Consider the following 20,551-nt stretch of genomic DNA (forward strand, 5'->3'; position numbering starts at 1 on the left):
CTTATCCTATTATTTGATTTAAAATTTCACTTGGTCTCATGACCTCATTTGCCCTTGCTTCATCTGGCAGGTAGTATCCGCCAAATTCCACGCTTGCACCATCATTTTCTCTAATCTGCTTTAAAATTTCGCTCTCATTTTTTTCTAGCTCGTCTGCTAAATTTTCAAAAATTTTGCTTAAAATTCCGCCACTTTTTGCCATCTCTCTCGCCCAAAATAGCGCTAGATAAAAGTGCGACTCTCTGGTATCAAGAGTGGCATTTGGCGTTTTATTTTCGTCCAAATAGCTAGCAACGGCTCTATTTAGTGCATCACTTAGCTCTTTTGCCTCTTTTTTTTGCCTAAAAAACGCTAGATGTTCAAGCGATGCACTAAGCGCTAAAAACTCGCCCAGGCTGTCCCAAAGCAGGTGATTTTTCTCTTTTAGCTCTTTTACAAGTGTCGGAGCCGTTCCGCCAGCTCCTGTCTCAAACATCGCTCCACCAGCAAGTAGTGGCACTACTGAGAGCATTTTTGAGCTGCCACCTAGCTCAAATATCGGAAAAAGATCGGTTAGATAGTCTCTTAAAACGTTGCCAGTGACGCCTATGACGTCTTTGCCAACCCTTATTGCTTCAAGCGATCTTTTAGTTGCTTGCTCATAGTTTAAAATTTCAAATTTAACTCCAGCATTAGTAAATTTATCTCTAAATTTGTCAAATTTAGCTATTAAATTTCTATCATGAGCACGGCTACTATCTAGCCAAAATATAAGCTCATCTTTTGAAATTTCGCCCCTTTTTAAGGCAAGCTCAAACCACGCATTTATCGCATCGTCCTTCGCCTGCGTCATCCTAAAAATGTCGCCACTTTTGACGCTAAATTTAAAGACGTTCTTGCCCGCCTCATCAAAAACTACAAATTCTCCGTCCTCTTTTGCGATGAAGGTCTTATCGTGACTGCCATATTCCTCGGCCTTTTTAGCCATTAGCCCCACGTTTGCCACGCTGCCAATGTTGCTCACATCAAGCGCGCCATGCTCTTTAAAGTCCGCCACGCAGGCCTCATAAACCCTAGCGTATGTTCTGTCTGGAATCATGCAAAGTGAGAAATTTAGCTCGCCATCCTTATCTTTTATCTTGCCAGAGTTTCTAATGAGCGCTGGCACGGAGGCGTCGATGATGACGTCATTTGGCACGTCAAAATTGCTGGCATTTTCATTTAATGCCCAAATTTTTGCTTTTTTGCTCAAAATTTCATCAAATTTAGCCAAAATTTCATCTTTGTTTTTAAGCTGATAAATTTTAGCAAACATATCTTTTAAGCCGTTTTTTGCCTCAACGCCGTGAGCCTTAAATTCATCGCCAAATAGCTCAAAAACCTCTTTAAAATAACTCTTTATCGCGTGAGCAAAGATAACTGGATCGCTAACCTTCATCATCGTGCATTTTAGATGCAAGCTCAAGGTCAAATTCTCTTTTTGCGCAGCTTCAAAGCAACTTTCATAAAATTTATCTAGCTCATCTGCACTTAAAAAGGTAGCATCTACGATCTCGCCACTTTGAACGGCAAGCTCTTTTAAAAGCTCTTTTTTGCCATCTAAATTTATAAAATTTATATAAAATTTCTCATCTTTGCTAGCGATTATTGAGCGTTCATTTTCGTAAAAATCGCCCTTTTGCATGTAGCAAATTTTAGTTTTATTTGCTTTGTCCCAGTTACCGTTGCTATGTGGGTGCTTTTTGGCAAATTCTTTAACCGGCGGCAAAACTCTTCTATCTGAGTTTCCTTGTCTTAGCACTGGATTAACAGCGCTACCAAGCACTTTTGCATATTTTTTAGCGATCTCTTCGTCGTAGTCTGTGATGATCTCGTCTGGGTAAAATGGCACGTTTATGCCCTTGCTTCTTAGCTCCTCAATAGCTGCTTTTAGCTGAACAAGCGTGGCTGAGATGTTTGGCAGTTTTATGATATTTGCCTCTTTGTGCGCGGTTAGCTCACCCAAAAGCTCTAGCTCATCGGCCTTGTTTAGCCCAAGCTCTTTGCTAAAAAGAGATAAAATTCGCCCAGCTAGGCTTATATCAGCCCTAGTTATACTAATGCCAGCGCGTGATAAAAAGCTCTTAACGATAGGAAAGAGAGAGTAGCTTGCAAATAGCGGTGCTTCGTCGGTTTTAGTCCAGATAATGTCACTCATTTTAGCCCTTTTGATTTTTTGAAATTTATCACGTTTTTTATTAAAGCTAGTTGTATTTTAGCCCTATTTTGCGATATTTTGATTGTGCTCGCTTAATGTTTTTGAAAAAATGTGTTTTTTCGCCTTTTTATCAAGCACAAAGTATAGATAATCGCTCTTTGCAGGGTTTATCGCCGCTTTTATCGCACTTATAGAGACGCAGCAGACTGGACTTGGCGGTATGCCGTCGTTTAGATATGTGTTAAACTCGCTCATGTCGCTTCTTATGCGCTCAGCTGTGATCACATCGTGCGAGTAGATGCCATAGTTTAGCGTGCCGTCCATCTGCAGCCTCATGCCCTTATCTAAGCGGTTATAGATGACTGAAGCGACAAGTGGCATCTCAGCGTCGTTTGCGGCCTCTTTTTGGATGATTGAAGCGATGGTTAAAATTTTAAACCACTTTTTCTCGTTGTATTCGCCAAAAATTTTTCTGCTGATCTCGCTTTGCGCCTTTTTAGATGAATTTACGAGGTAATATGCCAGATGTCTTTCGCTGATGCCAACTGGGATCTTATAAGTATTTGGCATCAAAAAGCCGTCGCTAACTGGCGCAAGGGCGTTATACTCGCTATTTAGTTTAGCTCCGTCAAGTCCTAGCTGGGCTGCTATCTGGTTTAAAAAAACGATCGTAGTTTCGCCAGGGATGAGCGTGATCTCGGTCATCGCAGCCTTTGCCTTGGCTAATTTTTTTAAAAAATCAATCCTTGAAATTTTATCTTTGCCTATCTCGATCCAGCCAGACTGAGGCGAGCCGATAAAGCGCATGGCGTATTTGTCGATCGCGCTTAAGTTAAAGTTGCGATTAGCTAAATAAGATATAATTTCGCCCACACTTCCCTTTGGCACAAAGACGACCTTGCTCGTGTTTATGGGGCGTGCCAAATAAACAAATACACTTAGGACAACGATGAGTACGATATCAAAGAAAATATCCAGATACGGCTTTTTTATAAAATTTTTTATCATTTTGATTCTTTCGCTTCTTTTGCTTTTAAAATACGGCATAAAAATTAACGATTTCGAGCTTTACGGCGTAAAATTGGAGCAATTATATATAAAGTTAGATAAAAAAATAATTGTAAGAGCAAAGCAGATCAAGCTACCTAAATTTAAACAAAACGCAGAGCAAAAAGCCAGCGACAAGCAGCTTTTAAACCTTAGTCAAGGCGTTGATTATCTTGAGACCTTTTTTCAAGAAATTTCGCTTGAGAGCGTGCAAATCGGCGATGATTTTAAGATCAAAATTTTATTTTTAGACGATATATTTTTCGTTGATAGCCCTTATCTAAACATCGATATCAAATTTCAAAACGAGCAACAAAATGGCGTAGACCGCTTCATAGTAAGAAATTTAAGCCTTAAAGATTTTAATGTAAGCATTAGCGGCGAGGGCAGTGCAAATTTTGACAAGGATGATTATAAATTTGATGGAAATTTCACCTCGCACGAGCTAAATGGCAAGCTTAGCTTTGCCTTAAAAGATACGCTTTTAACCTACAAAGCCTATGACGTAAATGCTGGCAGCATAAAGGACTTCATCGCTGAGCTTGATAGCCGCATACACCTAAACAGCGAGGTTAAAAACTGGATATATGGCTACATCGTGGCAAACGACTATCATCTAAATGAGATAAACGGCAAGGTCGATATTGCCAAAAATGACTTTTATCTAAACGATCTAAATGCGACTGCCTATGCTAAAAATTTACTTGTTAAATTTGATAAAGGCTTACCAGCCATAAATGTAGCTGAGGCAAACATCACGCTTAATAACTCAAAGCTTAAATTTGACCTCATAGCGCCTGTTTATAAGGGCAAAAAGCTTGATGGTTCAAATGTCGCGATAAATAATATCTTTGATGAAAAGAGCGCAAATTTAGAGCTATTTATAAAGACAAATTCTATTTACGATGAGGCGATAAATGATATATTAAGAGCTTATAAGATCATCGTGCCAGTTAAGCAGTTAAGCGGCAAAATGGACGCTAGCCTAAAAATTTTGATAAAGCTTGATGAGAAGAGCTTAGAAAATTTTGATGAAAAAAGCGTTATCGCAAATGGCGATTTTAAGATAAGTGATGCGGTTTTAGATATCGCTGGGAGTAAATTTAACGCTAAAAGCGCCCTTGTAAAGCTCATAAATACTTCTGTGCTAAACATCGATGCAAGCGGCTTTGGGCTTGATTTTTTCAGAGCAAATGCAAAAGTAGATATAAATTTACAAAAAAGCACCGGCGAGATAAAAGGCGTCATAGAAAGCTTTGATCTAAAAGAGAAAAATGATGAAATTTTAGCCTTTAAAAATGAGCCATTTACTGCACTTCTTGACTTTAGTAAGCCAGATAAGACCACGCTTAGCATTGAGCCTTTTGGGATAAATTTAAGCTTTGGCGATGAGAGCGTGATAGCTACGAAAAATAGCAACTTCATCATGCAAAACTCCCCACTTTTAAAGCAAAATGGCATGCTTGGCTTTGATGATGTGAGCATAAAGAGCAAGGACTTTACTAATCTTGAAATTTTGGCAAAAGGGCTTAAATTTGACATGCCGTTTTTGGATAAAAATGGCTCAAAATATGATAGTGACGACTTTTTGATCACGGTCTCAAAGGCTGGCGTAAAAGTGCAAAGTGCGAGCAAAAAACTCTCTTTAAATATCACCGAAAAAGGTATAGAAGCTAAGAGCAACGACCTAAATTTGTTAGTGCTTGATGATAACAGCACAAAAGAGCAAAGCACGCCACTTGAGCTTTTTGCAAAAAATGGCGACATCATTTTGCAAGACCTTAACAAAACCTTGCCATTTACCAGCTTTAGCGCCGAGAAAAAAGGCAAAAGCACCTCGCTAAATGGACTAGCAAAGCAAGGCAGAGTTGGATATTTTAGCGATGAGAAAAGCATAAATTTAGACGCAACTGATATAAGTGGCGAGTTTATAAATGGTCTTTTAGGCACCAAGAGCTTTGAGGGCGGTAAATTTCGCCTAAAAATGCTTGGAGAGAGCTCGAAAAATTTCAAGGCTGAGGTCAGATTTTTTGGCACGTATCTAAAAGACTACATCTTTTATCAAAGGCTTTTAAGCTTTTTAAACTCGGTGCCATCGCTTCTTAGCTTTAAAACGCCTGATTTTAACAACAAGGGTTTTACTGTTAAAAACGGCAAAATTTTACTTACAAGAAAGGGCGACGTGATCGAGTTTTTAGCGATTGAGATGATAGGCACGAGCGCAGATATCGGCGGACGCGGCACGATCGATCTAAAGAGCAAAAAGATAAACATCGACCTTGAGCTAAAGATACTAAAAGACGCAAGCGGCATCATCGACAAGATCCCACTTATCAACCAAATCATCCTTGGCAAAGACCGCTCGCTCTCAACCGTCATCGCTATACGTGGCACGACTGAAAAGCCAGAGTATTCGACGCAGATCTTGCAAGATGCCCTGCTCTCGCCACTAAAGATAATAAGAAACGTCCTGCAAGCTCCGTTTTTGATATTTGAGTAAAGTATTACGCAAAAATATTGCTTAGTATAAACTTTTGCGAATTTTACGGCGGAGCTTATTATCCGCCACTCATTCTAAGTATCTTGCCAGATACTCATCAAAACAAAACAACGCATCATTAATAAAATATTCTAACATTTGCGGGTCAATGCCTACTAAAGTTTTACCAACACGAGTTGAAATTCTCGGCGTTTGATCGTCATTTAGCTTATAAAGATTTTCAAAATGAAATGCTCGGTTTCGAATTTTAACAGCAAGGTCATATAAAATCTTTACTTTTTGATAGTTTAAAAGTTTATTTTTGCGGTTAAATTTAGAATACTTTTTAAAATCAAGCTTATCAAGATTGACGATATCATTGTGGATTTTGGCTTCATCGATGATTTTTGCCCAAAATCCAAAAGTTTGCTTTGAGACAAAGAGATCATCTAGCTTGAAGTAGCCGCCAAAAGAGCTTAAAATATCTACCTTGTTATTATCCACCAAAGCTTTAAAAGCTAAATTTCTCGTAGCTATTTACAAAATACTAAGCTTTTAAGCCAGCCTGTACTAGCAAAAAGTTCTTTTTATGCTCTTGCTCGTTTTTATAGCTCTTTAGGCGTTTGATTGAGAAAAATTTAATACTATCCATAAAAATTAATAAATTCATAAAATTTTACGCATTATAATACGTAAAATTTTACTTCATCTCAAGGCGCATAAGATACATATCTTCGCCGTCAGTTACCTTTAAATTTTGGCTTTTGCACTTTGGACATGTAAAGTCATTTTCGCTAAGCTCCCCGCCAAATCCACAATCCAAACACTCTACAACAATGCCTTGTAAATTTATGACAAGCTTGGCGTTTTCGCAGATCGTGCCAGTCTTATAAACATCAAAGGCACTCTCTAGATAGTGTGGTTCCACTCCGCTTAAGCGGCCAACTTTTATCTCGATCTTGCTTATCTCTTTGGCATTTTCTTTGGCGGCATTTTTCTCACAAAGGCTAACTAAATTTTGAACGATACTAAGCTCGTGCATTAGCAGATCCTTGGTAGTAGCTCACCCTTTGGCGGCTCGAGAAATCTTCTTGATTTATAGGCGTTTTCGATGATGACACGCTCGTTTTTTGCCTCCATTACTTCGCCTATTATCATCGCGTTTTTATCAAATTCTCTTAAAATTTTAAGTGCGTCCTCAGCCTGACTCTCATCGACAGCCATCACAAAAGTGCCCTCATTTGCAAGCTCATAAGGCTCAAATCCAAATAGCTCACAAACGCCCATCACTTCATCTGCGACCTTGATATTTTCCTCAAAGACCAAGATGTCAAATTTACTAAATTTAGCCCACTCATTTAGCACCGCACTTAGCCCGCCTCTTGTCGCATCGCGCATAGTTTGTGGCTTTATACCAGCGCTAAAGAGCTTTAAGACAACCTCTTTTAGGCTCTTGCAGTCACTTTTTAGATCAAGTCCAAGCTCAAATTCCTCTCTAGCTGCTAGCACCACACCGCCGTGTCTGCCAACATCTCCAGAGATGAGAATTTTTGCTCCTGCTTTTAAATTTTTAAGCTCCACGCCTTCGCAAACTATCTCGCCGATGCCTGCTGTGTTTATGAAAATTTTGTCGCATTTGCCCTTTGGCACAACCTTCGTATCGCCACAAACGACGCTTACACCGCTCTCTTTGCATGTTTTTGCAAGTGAGCCAAGCACCTTTTCAAGCTCTTCTATGCTTAGCCCCTCTTCGATGATGAGCGAGCAGCTTAGGTATTTTGCGCTTGCTCCAACCATCGCTATGTCGTTTATCGTGCCACAAGCTGCGATCTTGCCGATGTCACCGCCATTAAAAAAAATGGGAGTTACCACAAAGCTATCGGAGCTAAATGCAATCTTGCCGTTTAAATTTAGTATCGCTGAGTCGTTGCTCTGCCTTAAAATTTCGTTATCAAAAATTTTAAATATCGTCTCGTTTATAAGCGAGTTCATCTCCTCGCCGCCGCCGCCGTGGCTTAGCATTATCTTTTTCATTAAATTCCTTAACCAACTCTTGCGTATTTAAAATATGCCGCACAAGCGCCCTCGCTTGAAACCATGCACGATCCTATCGGATTTTGCGGGTTACAGACCTTACCAAAGACCTTGCAATCAGTCGGCTTTGCCAGCCCTCTTAAAATTTGCCCACAAATGCAAGCCTTGCTCTCGCCAGCGCTCTCTACGCTGCAGTCAAACTGCACTCTGGCATCAAGATAGGCAAACTCATCTTTTAGTTTCATGCCGCTTTGCGTTATCTCGCCAAGACCTCTCCAGACAAAGTCGCACGGCTCAAAATACTTAGCTATGAGCTCTTTTGCCTTGACGTTACCCTCTTCTTTGACCGCCCTTGCATACTCGTTATAGACTTCATACGTGCCTGCGTTTTGCTGACGGACTAAATTTAGCACACTTGCCATGATATCAAGCGGCTCAAAACCGCTAATGGCAATAGGTCTTTTAAATTCGCTCGCTAACTCTTTGTAAATTTTACTGCCCGTGATGACGCTCACGTGACTTGGTCCCAAAAATGCGTCTATCCTTACGTTTTCATCGCTCATTATAGCTCTAACTGGCGCTGGGACGGTCACGTGATTTATATGAAAGTATAAATTTTTAATGCCCTCTTGCACCACTTTTTCAACCAAATTTGCACTCATCGGAGTCGTCGTCTCAAAGCCAATGGCAAAAAATATGACCTTTTTGTCTGGATTTTGCTTAGCGATATTTAGCGCATCAAGTGGCGTGTAAAGTGCCCTTATGTCGTGTCCCTCACCACGAAGCTTTTGCAAGCTTGTCTTTGAGCCAGGCACTCTTAGCATGTCAGCTAGCGTGCAAAAGATCACATTCTTCATGCTAGCAAGCTTACAGGCCTCGTCTATGCGGCTCTTTGGCATCACGCAGACTGGACAGCCTGGGCCATGGACGAAATTTATATGCTCTCCAACCAAGCTTGGCAGTGCAAATTTCATAATGCTATGCGTGTGACCGCCGCAAATTTCCATAATGTTTAGCGGTTTTACGCTCTCTTTTTGGATGAGTTTTGAAAGGGCAAGGATTAAATTTTTATCGCGAAAATCATTGATAAGATCCATCAAATTTTCCCCGCGTCCATATCCTCAGCGATCTTTTGATAGACCTCCAAGCTCTCAAGCGCAAACTGCGTATCGATCTTTTGCATGGCGTATCCAACGTGGATTAGCACGTATTCGCCAACTTTTACCTCTTCAGAGATGAGGTCAAGGCTTACCTTTCTAGTAACGCCCAAGGTTTCAACGGTAGCAACGTTGTTTTCATCTATTTCTATTACTTTTGAAGGGATCGAAAGACACATTATCTTAGCTCTTTTTTAAATTCCAAATAACTTATCCACTTATCGATGCCCTCGCCTGTTTTGCTATCTACCACAAAGATATCGACCTTTGAATTTAGCTTTCTAGCGTCGTTTTTCACTCGCTCGATATCAAAGTCAAAGTGCGGTGCAAGCGAAGCTTTTGTGATCAAAAGCACGTCAGCAGCCCTAAACATCACTGGATATTTGCTCACCTTATCATCGCCCTCTGGCACTGAAAGAAGCACAGTGTTAAAGTGTGAGCCAACGTCGTAGCTTGCAGGGCAGACTAAATTTCCAACATTTTCTATAAAGACTAGATCAAGCTCATTTAGTGGCAGGTGATGAAGCCCCTCATGCACCATAAATGCGTCTAAATGGCAGGTCTGACCTGTGCTTATCTGATGAGCTTTTGCGCCAGCTTTTACTATGCGGTCGGCATCTTGATTGGTCTCCAAGTCTCCCTCGACAACGCCTATTTTAAATTTACCAGCCTTTATCGTAGCCTCCAAAAGCGTAGTTTTGCCAGCGCCTGGACTACTCATCAAATTTACACAAAGTATCTTTTTCTCATCAAGATGTGCTCTGTTGTGAGCTGCCTCTTTGTCGTTTTCAGATAGAATTTTCTCTATCACATCTATGGTTTTGCTCTCGTTTAGCACAGGGTGTGCGTGAGCCTCGTGGCTATGCTCGTGTGCGTCATGAGCGTGATCTGTACGCCCATCATGAGTGTGTGGGTGTGAGTGAGTAGTGCCATCAGCGTGAGTGTGAGTGTGGGCGTGATTTCCCATTGAACAACCGCAATCTTTACACATTTTCTTATCCTTTTTTATTAATTTTCAGAGATTTTAACGCTTAAATTTAAAAATAAAATTAAAATTTAAGGGCATTTTATGCAAATGAGATAAATTAACCCGTTTTTTAATCATCCCTTTAAATTTACCTTTGATCTTGCAAGCGAACTGGCTCTTCAAGGCTCTCGTTATCATCTGTGTAGCCATTTTCATCAAAATTTTCATCACTGCTTCTTTTTTTACCATTTGGCGTGATGATGAGATCTTTTAGCCTTGCCCTGCCATCATCCATTACCATCAAAACAGCAACAGCATCCACATCTTGATCCATCATCTCTCGCTCAGTCTGCTTTGCCTTTTTAGTTGGCATGTAAAACTCTTCGATGCCATATTTTACAAATGAATATCCATCAAATTTACCAGCTAAGAAAAGAGCATCTTTTGGCTTAGTAAAGCTAAATTTATCAAAAGCGTAAGTGGCATTCGCATCTTGCTTCAAAATGGCGTAAATTTCATCATTTTTTGAGAAATTTCTATCATATTGATCTATCTCAACGCCAGTTTTTTCATCAAATTTATACTGCTGCAAATTTGAAAAATCATAGCTCAAGCTCACGTAGTTCCCACGAAAGAGATCTCTTGGATCGTAGAGATTTACCCTCACTTTTATCTCTTTTCCAAGATAAAGTGGCATGAGCGCGTATGCGAGCATCGCAATTATTAGTAAAATTTGAAAGATTATGGCTAGTATCAGTGATCTTATCTTCATTTTGTACGTCCTTTTTTAGCAGCAACTGCGAGCACGACGAAGGCAAAGACGATAAATAGCGCCGTAGCCCCCAAATAATCGCCTATTAGCTCAAAGTATCTAACCACCGCAACTAAGAATATCATGCATAGTCCAAGCGTTAGCTCGCCATTTTTGATAAGCACGGCAGCGACGATAATGTTTGCTAGCGAGAAGAAGATATTTGCATATCCAACGCCCAAGCTAAAGACAAATGGCAACGCAAAGAGTATCAAGCCAAGAAGCAAGCCGCTTTTGTTTTTCTCTTTGAAAAATAGCGCAATGCTAGCGATGCTAAATACGGCAAAAACCTTGCCAAAACTGCTATAAAAAAATGCTTTTGCAAACCAAAATTTATCTTCTTCTAGCTCGTAGATATCGCCATTTGCATAAGCTATCAGGCAAACGATCAAGATAACGATGCCAAGATACTTGCCAAAGCCTTTTACAAGGTGCGCTAGCCTATCTCTAAAGCCAGCTAATGTGTTAAAGAGCGCGACAAGTAAAAGCGCGTATGAGAGCGACAAAGTAGCAGCCATCGGCGCTCTAAACATAAGATCATAGCCATAAAATTCATTAAACCCGCTGATCCTAGCGCAAAGTGAAACGATGTAGAAAAATATATCTGCTAGAAGCATAGTGGCAAGAAAAATAGAGTCACTTTTGTAAAGCGTGTAGGCGCCAAGGGCTATAAAGACGATAAATTCATAAGCAAACTCGCCACCCATGCCCTTTAAAACAAACCAGATCGTCGCAAAAACAAGGCTTTGAGCCACTAGCAAGGCCTTTTTGCTAGCAAAAGAGAGCGCCATCGCTCCAACGCTCCAGAGCAAAACTCCACCGCTTGGCTCGTCGCTAATATTATAAATTTGAGCGATAAGCGCTATGGCTGCGCCGTAGCAGAAATTTCCCAAAAAGAGCGTAGCCGTGCCAAGCTTATCTTTGCCTTTTTTGAGATAATAAACTCCACCAAAATTTAAAAGAGCAAGCACTCCAAAGATGATGACAAGGCGCCCCATCCTTGGTATCTCCTCCCAGTAAGCTCCAACTAGCGTAAAAAATGCCAGCGCGAAAAAGAGATAAGCAACCAACTTTAAGATAAAGCTAGTCTTTTCGCTATGAGCGTTTATATCTATATCATATAAATTTGCTATCTTTAAAGCGGTGCCCTTATCGACCACATCCTCTTTTTGCCAGCGATCTAGCTCTTTGGCTAGAAAATTTCTATTGTAAAAATTCATCTTTCATTCTCTTTAAATGACATTTTTTTGTGGCTAATGATAGCATACAAGCGCCAAAAATGCTAGAACAAAAATAAAGCAAAAAAGAGAGAAACATAAAAAGCCAAAAAAGAACTTGGGCGGGCTTTTGCAAATTTAGCTTTAGCCAAAGCCCAAGCAAAAAACAAACGGTCATCAAACTATTTTTACCAAAAAGATACATGGCATGCGCAAAAAAATGCAGCAAAACCCTGCTATAAATTTGCAAAAATGGATCACAAAAACTGCTAAAAAACTATCAAAAAGACAAAATAAGACAAGCTCCGCAGCCAAGAGCACTGCTAGCTATTTACAAAAATCCTAAATTTAACAGCCAAAAAAGCTTTTAGCTTAAAATTTAGGCACAGCAGCCTTTGTAAGTTTAGAAAACTTAACACCCTTTAAGCCAGCAATCCTGTCAGCAAAGCGCTCTATCTTCTCCGCTTCGCCCCTTATAGAGATCGTTTCTAAGCAGTTGTGGTGATCGACATGAACGTGATTTGTGCAGATGATCTTCACATCAGAGTCATGCTCGATATCCATTTTTTTATTCACCAAATCGTTGTGATGATGCACATAAATGAGCGTCAAAACCCCAATCAACTCCTCGTTAGCGTCCTTCCAGCTGTCGTTTACGATCTTTTCACGGATCAAATCCCTTGTAAATTCACTCCTAGAAGCGTAGCCTTGTTCGCTAACTTTTCTATCTAGTTCGTCTAGTAATTGACTAGGCAAAGAAACACTAAAACGTATAACACTATCCATTTTTTGCTCCTTTCTCGTTTGATTACCGTTTAAAATAATTATACATCACTTATTAGAAAATGTGGATAAATAATAATAAATTTGCCCTAAATTTACGTTAGAATCGTTACTGCAGAATTTCTTATTGATATAAAATTTCAAATTTGATTTAGTAAATTTTTTGTAAATAAGTTCAAGCAAAGTCTTATTTTGAAAAACTCCACCACTTAGTAAAATCTCTTTTTTCTCATTTTTAGAAATTTCAAAAATAATATCAGCCATGCCATTTATAAATGCCGTTGCAGCCACTCTTGGCTCATCTTTTAAAGCACTTTTAAAGGCCTCTTTAAAGCCGATAACTCCGTCATTTAGACTAAATTTGTAACACACATCTAAATTTTTATCATAAAGTGCCTCAAGCCTCATGCCGCTTTCGCCCTCGTAGCTTGAACTAAAAATGCCACATATTATCGCACCAAACGCGTCAAATATCCTACCAACCGAGCTAGTTTTTACTAAATTTAGCCCATTTTGCTCCATTATCTTAAAATTTCGAAGCACCTTTTCATCAAAATTTACTAAAAATTTACGCCCCTCGTCCTCAAGCTCATACTTCAAAATAATAGAATAAGCGATAAGGTAGATATTTTTTATGCTATTTTCACCGCCAAATAAGCTAAATTCATCAAAGTGATAAACTCTCTTGTAGCTTTTTTTATCCAGCCTAAAAACCTCGCCACCCCAAATTTTGCCATCCTCCCCGTATCCAGTGCCGTCAAAGCAAAAGCCAAGATACTCTTTGTCAGGCAGATCATTTTCAAAGATTACACTTAGCAAATGCGCGTAGTGATGCTGCAGATGAACTAGCTCAAAGCCCTGATCCTTCGCCCATTTTGTATTTAAAAAATTTGGATGCAGATCGGCTATGACCTTGTCTATTTTTAGATCATAAGTCGTTTCAAAAAGGGTGAAAATATCCTTAAACCTATCAAAAGTCGCCACATTTTTTAGATCGCCTATATATGGACTAACCATCAAAAGTCCGTCTTTGTAGATGCAAAATGAGCTTTTTAGCTCCGCTCCAAGGGCTAAAAATGTCCCTTTTTGCTTAAAATTTGTATGGATGAAATTTGGATTTAGCCCTCGGCTCGTTCTTGTAAAAACAACTTCACCTCCAACGCAAAATGCGATACTATCGTCACTTGGAGAGTAAATTTCTCGGTCGTGATCAAGGTAAAAGTCTATGACATCACCTAGTTTTTCTCTTAGCTCACTCTCATCTTTTATCACAACCTCGCCTGAGATATTTGCGCTAGTTGCGATGATGTCGTGTTCTAAGTGGTCAAATAGCAAAAGATGTATGCCACTAAATGCGAGCATGACGCCAAGCTTGTTTAAATTTGGAGCGACGCTTTTTGCGATATTTGAGCCGTTTTTTGCTTCAAGCAAGACGATTGGCTTTAAATTTGAAGTAAGAAGCTTAGCCTCTGCCTCTGAAATTTGCGCTATCTCTCTGGCATTCTCTAAATTTTTACTCATCAGAGCAAATGGCTTGCTTGGGCGGTGTTTTCTAGCTCTTAGCTCGCAAACTGCGGCTTCATTTGTCGCGTCGCAAACTAGATGAAAGCCACCAAGACCTTTAATGGCTAAAATTTTGCCCTCGTTTATGAGCCTAGCCGCCTCTTTGGCTGCTTCGTTCTCACTAGCCAAAATTTTGGCAAATTTATCTTTTAGATAGAGCTTTGGCCCGCAGTTTGGGCAAGAGATCGGCTCTGCGTGGTAGCGGCGATTAAGCGGGTCTTTGTATTCGCTCTCGCAAAACTCACACATCTTAAACTCATTCATCGTCGTATTTACCCTGTCATAGGGCAATGCTTTGATAATGGAAAATCTCGGTCCGCAGTTGGTGCAGTTTATAAATGGGTATTTGTAGCGTGGATTTGTAGGGTCATAAAACTCGCGCAAGCAGTCATCGCAAAGCGCGTAATCAGGCAAGATAGGCGCTTGTTTGGTAGCGCTTTTTGAAGCGATGATCTCAAGTTTCTCGTAAATTTGATCTATCTTAAATTTCTTTAGTTCATCGATCCTAGCAAGGGCTGGCAGCTTCTCATAAAGCTCTTTTTCAAAAGCCAAAAAGCTGGCCTCTTCGCCGCTAAAATTTAGCTTCACGCCCTCATCGTCGTTGTAAATTTCGCCAACTAGCTTAAATTTGTCCGCCAAAGTATAGACAAAAGGTCTAAAACCAACGCCTTGAACTAAGCCTTTGATCTCATATCTAAAGCTTGATCTCAATGCCAAATCCGGGGTCAAAATTTGTTTTTATATTTGGGTTTAGGTGTTTTTTTATCAAGTTGCTAACTGCCTTATTATAAAATAAATCCCCGCTTAAAGTAACATTTTTAATGTTAAATTTATCTCGTTTTTCATAGCTAAAATCGCTCAAAAAATGCGCCAAAGACTCGGTGCAACCAAAGCTGATGTTCTTCTCTCCAGCGCCAGCAAGGATAAATGAAATAATACTTTTTACAAACTTAACCCCGTCTAAACCAAAGTCATCTTTCATTTTATAATCGATCCTAACGCCCTTTTGACCGCTAAAATCGCTTGCCATAAGAAGCAAATTCTCCCCTGCTTTTTTAAACTCATCACTTAAGCCAAGCAAGCGTCCAGCTATGCAAAATAGCGAGAAAAAGCTAGCATCTGAGCTAAATTTACCACTTGGCAAGTCGCGCTCTTTGCTGAAGTTTTCAAGTAGCCTTTCGCCACCCTCCTGAGCCCTTATGAGCTCATAAATTTCTTCAAAGCTGCTAAATTTTGGTAAAAATAGAAGCTGTGTTTTACTTGATTTTGAAAGCAGGCAAATTTCATCATCGCTAAATTTGCTAAATTTTAGCCCCAAAGCCACTTCGCCCAAATAGCTAAGCTCAAATTTCTCATCTTTTGTATAAAAAAATGGGCTTAAAAGTGCGCTATTTTCAAGCAAAGCAAGCCTTGAAAGGGCGCTTTTTTGCTCCTCTATGGCAACGCTCAAAAAGCTAAAGCCATCTTGATTTAGCTGCTCACAAAGGGCGTAAAGAAAAAGGTCATTTGGCGCCATTACGTCAAAAAATAGTGGTGCGTCCTCGTGGTTTTGCCTATAAATCGCTGTCGTTTTTAGTGCCAAAAGTGGCTTTTCAAAGCTAGCAAGCGCGATCTGCGCCCTATCACCAGCTATAAAAATTTTAGGTAGCTGCTTTAAATTTACAGGCATCAAGAAATTTGCGTCAAATTTTACCCCAAGAGAAATTTCATATAAATTTTCATCTTGCTCTACGCAAACACTCTTACTATTTTTTAATAAATTTAGGCAGGTTTTTAGCTTTTCATTAAAATTATCAAGCGTTATCTCGCCCTCAAATTTACTCCAAGTAAGCGTGCCACTTTCATTTAAAATAGCCTTTCCATTAGCCAAAAATGCCGCCGCTTGAGATGGGCTAAGCGTGCCAAATTTTATCTTTTTAATCTCATCTGTCTCGTCAAGCTCATCTGCCACATCAACCTCGCTATGCTTTATAAAAAGGCTATAGGGCAAAATGGCGCTAGCTCTATCTGCTAGGGCGCTAAGCTCATTGGCAAAGCCACTTACTTTTAGGCGAATTTGATCATTTTCGCACCTTACGCTGTGCTTAAGTGTGCTAGCTAATGAGCGCAAAAATGGCGCTAAAAAGGCTGGGTCTTTGAAGCAGTCAAATTTAAAAGCAAGTATCATTTTAAACCTTTTTTAGCATAGTCATCGAGGGTGTCGTTTAAGGTGAAATTTGCCACCTTTTCACACTTAAATTCAAGCTCTTTTAAGTGTTCAAGTAGCGTTTTTTCTAGGATATTAGAAGCTTTTATAACTTCATCTGAGAGGCTAAAATTTGATGATTCTATGCGGCTAGGCACGATGCCTAAGATTTTGGTTGTCGGCCTGTCGCCTGCAAGCTCCATTAGATGAAGTGTTTGAAGCATCTCTATCTCGTGAGCCGAGCCGTCCCAGCTGATAAAATTTGGTACGTTTAGAAAGTCAAAAAAATAGACATCGCCCACGTTTGAGCCATTTGCGCTAATGCAATCAACGACGATAAGATAGTCAAATTCGCTTATTATGTGAGTTAGAGCGAGGGCTAAAGTGCCCCCGTCCATTAGAGTGAGCTCGTTTTTGGAGCTTGTAAATTTATAGTTTTTAGCCATCAAATTTACAAAATGAACACCTATGCCCTCATCAGCAAACATAACGTTGCCAATGCCAAGAACTAGCACTCTCATCAGTGTTCTTTTACAAATTTATAGCCACTAACGATGGCGTCCATCGCTCCATTTTTGCCTTTAACGGCGTTAAATATCGCCATATAAACGTGAATAGGCACAAATATCATGATGATCCACATGCAAATTCTATGTATCGTTCTAACATTTGCTAGCCCGCCCATAAGCTCTTCAAAGTATCTCGCTGGCTCATATATCGCTCCGCCAAGTCCATTGTGATAAACGTGAGCGTAAAGCACTAGGCCAGTTAGGCAGATGAGTGCCAAGATGACGTAAAAGAAAAAGTATGAAGCAAACTGCAATGGGTTATAAACACCCCTTAAATGCGGGTGTGGCCCCATAAAGATGTAGTACTTTATCTGCGCTATCCAAACTTTTGGACTTAAAAAGTCAAGCACGCTCATCCACTCTTTTTTGCTGTGTTTATCAAAGACAAATAGATAGAATTTAAAGATAAATACCGCTATTAGCACAAAGCCAGCGACCTGGTGCGCCAAACGCCACTTTGCTTGCATGAAATTTGTAGGCTCGCTCGTGATCTCTGGGCTCATAAAGACATAAGAGATGTAGTAGCCACTCACAACCAAAAGCGTGATAGCTACAAATCTAATCCAGTGTGTCAGCCTAACGCCGATGGAGAATTCGTATTCGCTGATCCTGTCAGGATTTTTATGTGACATCTTTTCTCCTTACAAATTTGGATTTATCTTATAAGTACTCAAATCATTTCCCTTCGTGTCCATAACATGCACGGCACACGCGATGCAAGGGTCATAAGAGTGAATTTTTCGTATTATCTCAAGTGGTTTTGAAAGATCAGCGATCTTTAAGCCTATCAAGCACGCCTCGTAACTTCCCATTTGACCTTTGGCATCTTTTGGAGAGGCGTTCCAAGTGCTTGGCACGACTGCTTGCCAGTTTGAGATGACGCCATCTTTTATGCGGCACCAGTGGCTTAGCGCGCCTCTTGGAGCGTTGCCTTTGAAGTGACCTTTATACTCTTTGCCATTATCTATGACATATTTTGTGCAGGTCTCTTGATCTGTCTTTAAATTTTCGATCAAGGCATTAAATGCGTCCATAGTGTGCTCTGCGACCACTTTTGCTTCAAGCATACGAGCAGCGGTTCTACCTAGAGTTGAAAAGACTGCGCTTAGTGGCAAGCCACTCTTTGCTAAAAACTCATCGACTACCTTTTTAACTCTCTCGTTGCCTTTAGCGTAGTTTATGACGATGCTTGCGATCGGTCCTACTTGCATAGGCATGCCGTCATACCTTGGCGCTTTGATCCAGCTATATTTGCCCTTTGTGTCAAAAAGCTTGCTGTGAGCTAGCTTGCCCTCGGCGTCTATGCTCTCGCCATCGACAAGGCCAGTGTAGTTTGCCTCTGTCTCGCCGTCATAAGGGTGAAGCGCTTTGTCATTTTTATACCAAGCCCTTGTCGCCTCTTCTGTGATCTTATCTTCGTCTATGTCATAGACCTTGCTAAGATCGCCATTTAAGATGATACCACCTTTAAATAGATGGTCATTTTTGCCGATCAAAAACTCATCGTAGCAGAATAAATTTGATACGCCAACGTCGTTTAGAACGCTTGGCTCGTTTGCATAAGCCTTAGCAGCCATCAAAATATCTGGATAGTAAGCTCTATCTACAAATTCTTTTATCTCAGCAAATTTACTCATATATTCGCCCATTCTAGCTGGATCCATAAGGTCCATCACGCAAGTCACGCCGCCAACTGTTAGGCTTTGTGGGTGTGGGTTTTTTGCGCCAAAGATAGCCATCATCTGAGCTGCTGTTCTTTGAATTCTAAGGCACTCTAAGTAGTGAGAGAGGACGATTAAATTTTGCTCTGGAGTAAATTTATATGTGCTATGTCCCCAGTATGCGTTGGCAAATGGTCCAAGGTTGCCCTTTTTAACAAAGGCTTCAACCCTCTCTTTTACCTCTTTTAGCTTGTCAGCTCCCGTTGCAAATGGCGTGCTTGTGTATTTAAACGCCTCTTCGCTAGCTTTATGCACGTCTGCGCTTAGTGCAGAGACGACATCCGCCCAGTCCATGCCGTGAAGCTGATAAAAGTGCACGATGTGATCGTGAAGATATAAAGCTGCATTCATGAGCGTTCTAGTTAGCTCTGCATTTAGCGGAGGCTTGATACCAAGGGCATTTTCAACTGCGACTATGCCTGCTCGGTAGTGTGAGTATGTGCAAACGCCACAAATTCTTTGCATGAAAAAGCCAGCATCTCTTGGGTCTCTGTTTTTTACTATCTGCTCTAAGCCCCTCCAAAGAGTTGAGCCAGAGTAAGCCTCTTTTACAACGTTGTTTTCATCGACTACGACTTCTATTCTTAAGTGCCCTTCGATACGTGTTATAGGGTCTATTACTATTCTTTTTTCACTCATTTTTTCGCCTTATTCTTTATCTTTACTCATACAAGCTAGTGCAGCGTGAGCCGCTATACCGATACCAGCTAGAGCTAAAATTCCAATGCCGATTTTATCACTTACATTATCAGCGCCAAGCCCTAAAACAGTGTCAAATAGCCTATCAGCCATCGGCTCTTCAAATGGCCCCATCGTATCCCAGAAGTCTGGCTCTGAGCAGCCTATACAGCCGTGTCCTGCTTGAACTGGCCATGATGTGTGTTGATTAAATCTCTCGCGCGAGCAGTTGTTAAATGTATATGGGCCTTTACAGCCTACTTTGTATAAGCAGTAGCCATTTTTTGCGCCCTCGTCGCCAAAGCTTTGGACAAACTCGCCTGCATCAAAGTGTCCGCGTCTCTCGCAAAGATCGTGAATTCTTAAGCCATAAGCCCATTTTGGTCTGTTATAAACATCAAGTGCAGGCAAAGTGCCAAATAGTAAGTAGTGAAGCACGTTGCCAACGATGTTCTTCTCGCTTGGAGGACAGCCTGGCACATTTATGACTGGCTTATCGGTCACCTTTGAAAGGCCGACTGCATTTGTTGGATTTGGCTTAGCTGCTTGGATACCGCCAAAGCTAGAACAGGTGCCAATGGCAAAGATAGCAGCAGCGTTAGCAGAGGCATTTACGGCGTGAGTTTTGCCTGTTGTGCCGTGAGGACCTACGGTTAAAAAATTTTCAGTCGCACCAGTTGGGATGCCACCTTCAACTAGTAGGATGTATCTGCCTTTGTATTTTTCTATCGCATGCTCTAAATTTTCTTCAGCCTGCCAGCCTGCAGCTGCCATGATAGTTTCGTGGTATTCAAGGCTTATGTAGTCAAATATAAGGCTATCTATGCTTGGAGCGTCAGTTCTTAGCAAGCCCTCGCTACAGCCAGTGCATTCTGCCATGTGAAGCCATATCACTGGGAGCCTATCGCTTAGCTCAGCAGCGCGAGCAACCATCGGCGTCATCGCACTTGGCAATGCCATAAAGGCTGTCATCGCGCCAGCCCACTTCATAAAATCACGCCTAGTAAAGCCCTTATCTTTTAAAAGCTGCGCAATACTAGTGTCATTTTTTATCTTAGGCAATGCACTAAGTTCGCTTAAGCGTCTATTTATCTTTTGACGCAAGTCATTATTCATATAAGCTCCTTCATTTGAAATTTGTTTATTTTGTATCTTATCTTTTTT

Annotated in this window: 18 protein-coding genes; 1 reads left to right on the plus strand and 17 read right to left on the minus strand. The window is 40.6% G+C overall.

Going from position 1 to position 20,551, the window contains the following annotated elements; genetic code table 11:
• Position 1: 1 nt before the first annotated feature.
• Together MTT09_RS05925 and mltG are read right to left on the minus strand one after the other, a co-directional pair.
• A complete protein-coding gene (locus MTT09_RS05925) occupies positions 2-2,176 on the minus strand; it encodes an NADP-dependent isocitrate dehydrogenase (RefSeq protein WP_429803123.1) in 2,175 nt (724 codons plus the stop codon).
• Positions 2,177-2,239: 63 nt separating this feature from the next.
• A complete protein-coding gene (gene mltG / locus MTT09_RS05930) occupies positions 2,240-3,184 on the minus strand; it encodes an endolytic transglycosylase MltG (protein ID WP_103558483.1) in 945 nt (314 codons plus the stop codon).
• Between the two features lie 73 nt (positions 3,185-3,257).
• Between mltG and MTT09_RS05935 the strand changes: the two genes are divergently transcribed.
• Positions 3,258-5,723, plus strand: a complete 2,466-nt coding sequence (locus MTT09_RS05935) for an AsmA-like C-terminal domain-containing protein (protein ID WP_429803126.1) — start codon at positions 3,258-3,260, stop codon at positions 5,721-5,723.
• Between the two features lie 69 nt (positions 5,724-5,792).
• Here MTT09_RS05935 and MTT09_RS05940 read toward each other — a convergent pair whose 3' ends face one another.
• The 15 genes from MTT09_RS05940 to MTT09_RS06010 all read right to left on the minus strand — a co-directional run bounded on the left by MTT09_RS05940 (position 5,793) and on the right by MTT09_RS06010 (position 20,503).
• Positions 5,793-6,206, minus strand: coding sequence for a hypothetical protein (locus tag MTT09_RS05940; protein ID WP_012001810.1), 414 nt, complete (start codon positions 6,204-6,206; stop codon positions 5,793-5,795).
• 196 nt (positions 6,207-6,402) lie between these two features.
• Entirely contained in the window at positions 6,403-6,744 is a 342-nt protein-coding gene (hypA, locus tag MTT09_RS05945) for a hydrogenase maturation nickel metallochaperone HypA (protein ID WP_429803128.1), read from the minus strand.
• Positions 6,744-7,736, minus strand: coding sequence for a hydrogenase expression/formation protein HypE (gene hypE / locus MTT09_RS05950; protein WP_429803130.1), 993 nt, complete (start codon positions 7,734-7,736; stop codon positions 6,744-6,746). The genes hypA and hypE overlap by 1 nt, the downstream gene beginning before the upstream one ends.
• Before the next feature lie 8 nt (positions 7,737-7,744).
• A complete protein-coding gene (hypD, locus tag MTT09_RS05955; protein WP_429803132.1) occupies positions 7,745-8,833 on the minus strand; it encodes a hydrogenase formation protein HypD in 1,089 nt (362 codons plus the stop codon).
• A complete protein-coding gene (locus MTT09_RS05960; RefSeq protein ID WP_009293878.1) occupies positions 8,833-9,072 on the minus strand; it encodes a HypC/HybG/HupF family hydrogenase formation chaperone in 240 nt (79 codons plus the stop codon). Before MTT09_RS05960 ends, hypD begins: the two co-directional genes overlap by 1 nt.
• Positions 9,072-9,884 (minus strand): hydrogenase nickel incorporation protein HypB, encoded by an 813-nt coding sequence (gene hypB / locus MTT09_RS05965; RefSeq protein ID WP_429803134.1) that lies wholly within the window; start codon positions 9,882-9,884, stop codon positions 9,072-9,074. Before hypB ends, MTT09_RS05960 begins: the two co-directional genes overlap by 1 nt.
• Before the next feature lie 124 nt (positions 9,885-10,008).
• Entirely contained in the window at positions 10,009-10,632 is a 624-nt protein-coding gene (locus MTT09_RS05970; RefSeq protein WP_103637292.1) for a GDYXXLXY domain-containing protein, read from the minus strand.
• Complete coding sequence (locus MTT09_RS05975) at positions 10,629-11,891, minus strand: DUF2157 domain-containing protein (protein ID WP_429803136.1); 1,263 nt, start codon at positions 11,889-11,891, stop codon at positions 10,629-10,631. The genes MTT09_RS05970 and MTT09_RS05975 overlap by 4 nt, the downstream gene beginning before the upstream one ends.
• 369 nt (positions 11,892-12,260) lie before the next feature.
• Positions 12,261-12,674, minus strand: coding sequence for a nickel-responsive transcriptional regulator NikR (gene nikR, locus MTT09_RS05980; protein ID WP_087583272.1), 414 nt, complete (start codon positions 12,672-12,674; stop codon positions 12,261-12,263).
• Between the two features lie 45 nt (positions 12,675-12,719).
• Positions 12,720-14,945 (minus strand): carbamoyltransferase HypF, encoded by a 2,226-nt coding sequence (gene hypF, locus MTT09_RS05985; RefSeq protein WP_429803138.1) that lies wholly within the window; start codon positions 14,943-14,945, stop codon positions 12,720-12,722.
• Positions 14,929-16,401: a hypothetical protein gene (locus MTT09_RS05990; RefSeq protein WP_429803140.1), complete on the minus strand. Its 1,473-nt coding sequence runs from the start codon at positions 16,399-16,401 to the stop codon at positions 14,929-14,931. Before MTT09_RS05990 ends, hypF begins: the two co-directional genes overlap by 17 nt.
• Positions 16,398-16,940, minus strand: coding sequence for a HyaD/HybD family hydrogenase maturation endopeptidase (locus MTT09_RS05995; protein ID WP_429803142.1), 543 nt, complete (start codon positions 16,938-16,940; stop codon positions 16,398-16,400). Before MTT09_RS05995 ends, MTT09_RS05990 begins: the two co-directional genes overlap by 4 nt.
• Positions 16,940-17,620 carry a Ni/Fe-hydrogenase, b-type cytochrome subunit gene (gene cybH, locus MTT09_RS06000; RefSeq protein WP_021089089.1) on the minus strand — a complete coding sequence of 227 codons (681 nt, stop codon included), beginning with the start codon at positions 17,618-17,620 and terminating at the stop codon, positions 16,940-16,942. The genes MTT09_RS05995 and cybH overlap by 1 nt, the downstream gene beginning before the upstream one ends.
• Before the next feature lie 9 nt (positions 17,621-17,629).
• On the minus strand, positions 17,630-19,348 hold the full coding sequence (locus MTT09_RS06005) for a nickel-dependent hydrogenase large subunit (RefSeq protein ID WP_429803145.1): 1,719 nt from the start codon (positions 19,346-19,348) through the stop codon (positions 17,630-17,632).
• 9 nt (positions 19,349-19,357) lie between these two features.
• Complete coding sequence (locus MTT09_RS06010) at positions 19,358-20,503, minus strand: hydrogenase small subunit (protein WP_429803147.1); 1,146 nt, start codon at positions 20,501-20,503, stop codon at positions 19,358-19,360.
• Between the last annotated feature and the right edge of the window lie 48 nt (positions 20,504-20,551).

It is taken from the genome of Campylobacter concisus, assembly GCF_050447505.1.
Classification (GTDB): Bacteria; Campylobacterota; Campylobacteria; order Campylobacterales; family Campylobacteraceae; genus Campylobacter_A; species Campylobacter_A concisus_BP.

What these genes read in the sequence shown, in the direction of transcription:
- MTT09_RS05995 (WP_429803142.1), bottom strand. Translation starts at nt 16,940, where the DNA reads ATGAGAGTGCTAGTTCTTGGCATTGGCAACGTTATGTTTGCTGATGAG.
- MTT09_RS05990 (WP_429803140.1), bottom strand. Translation starts at nt 16,401, where the DNA reads ATGATACTTGCTTTTAAATTTGACTGCTTCAAAGACCCAGCCTTTTTA.
- MTT09_RS05975 (WP_429803136.1), bottom strand. Translation starts at nt 11,891, where the DNA reads ATGAATTTTTACAATAGAAATTTTCTAGCCAAAGAGCTAGATCGCTGG.
- hypB (WP_429803134.1), bottom strand. Translation starts at nt 9,884, where the DNA reads ATGTGTAAAGATTGCGGTTGTTCAATGGGAAATCACGCCCACACTCAC.
- MTT09_RS06010 (WP_429803147.1), bottom strand. Translation starts at nt 20,503, where the DNA reads ATGAATAATGACTTGCGTCAAAAGATAAATAGACGCTTAAGCGAACTT.
- hypD (WP_429803132.1), bottom strand. Translation starts at nt 8,833, where the DNA reads ATGGATCTTATCAATGATTTTCGCGATAAAAATTTAATCCTTGCCCTT.
- hypA (WP_429803128.1), bottom strand. Translation starts at nt 6,744, where the DNA reads ATGCACGAGCTTAGTATCGTTCAAAATTTAGTTAGCCTTTGTGAGAAA.
- MTT09_RS05960 (WP_009293878.1), bottom strand. Translation starts at nt 9,072, where the DNA reads ATGTGTCTTTCGATCCCTTCAAAAGTAATAGAAATAGATGAAAACAAC.
- cybH (WP_021089089.1), bottom strand. Translation starts at nt 17,620, where the DNA reads ATGTCACATAAAAATCCTGACAGGATCAGCGAATACGAATTCTCCATC.
- mltG (WP_103558483.1), bottom strand. Translation starts at nt 3,184, where the DNA reads ATGATAAAAAATTTTATAAAAAAGCCGTATCTGGATATTTTCTTTGAT.
- nikR (WP_087583272.1), bottom strand. Translation starts at nt 12,674, where the DNA reads ATGGATAGTGTTATACGTTTTAGTGTTTCTTTGCCTAGTCAATTACTA.
- MTT09_RS06005 (WP_429803145.1), bottom strand. Translation starts at nt 19,348, where the DNA reads ATGAGTGAAAAAAGAATAGTAATAGACCCTATAACACGTATCGAAGGG.
- MTT09_RS05970 (WP_103637292.1), bottom strand. Translation starts at nt 10,632, where the DNA reads ATGAAGATAAGATCACTGATACTAGCCATAATCTTTCAAATTTTACTA.
- MTT09_RS05925 (WP_429803123.1), bottom strand. Translation starts at nt 2,176, where the DNA reads ATGAGTGACATTATCTGGACTAAAACCGACGAAGCACCGCTATTTGCA.
- hypE (WP_429803130.1), bottom strand. Translation starts at nt 7,736, where the DNA reads ATGAAAAAGATAATGCTAAGCCACGGCGGCGGCGGCGAGGAGATGAAC.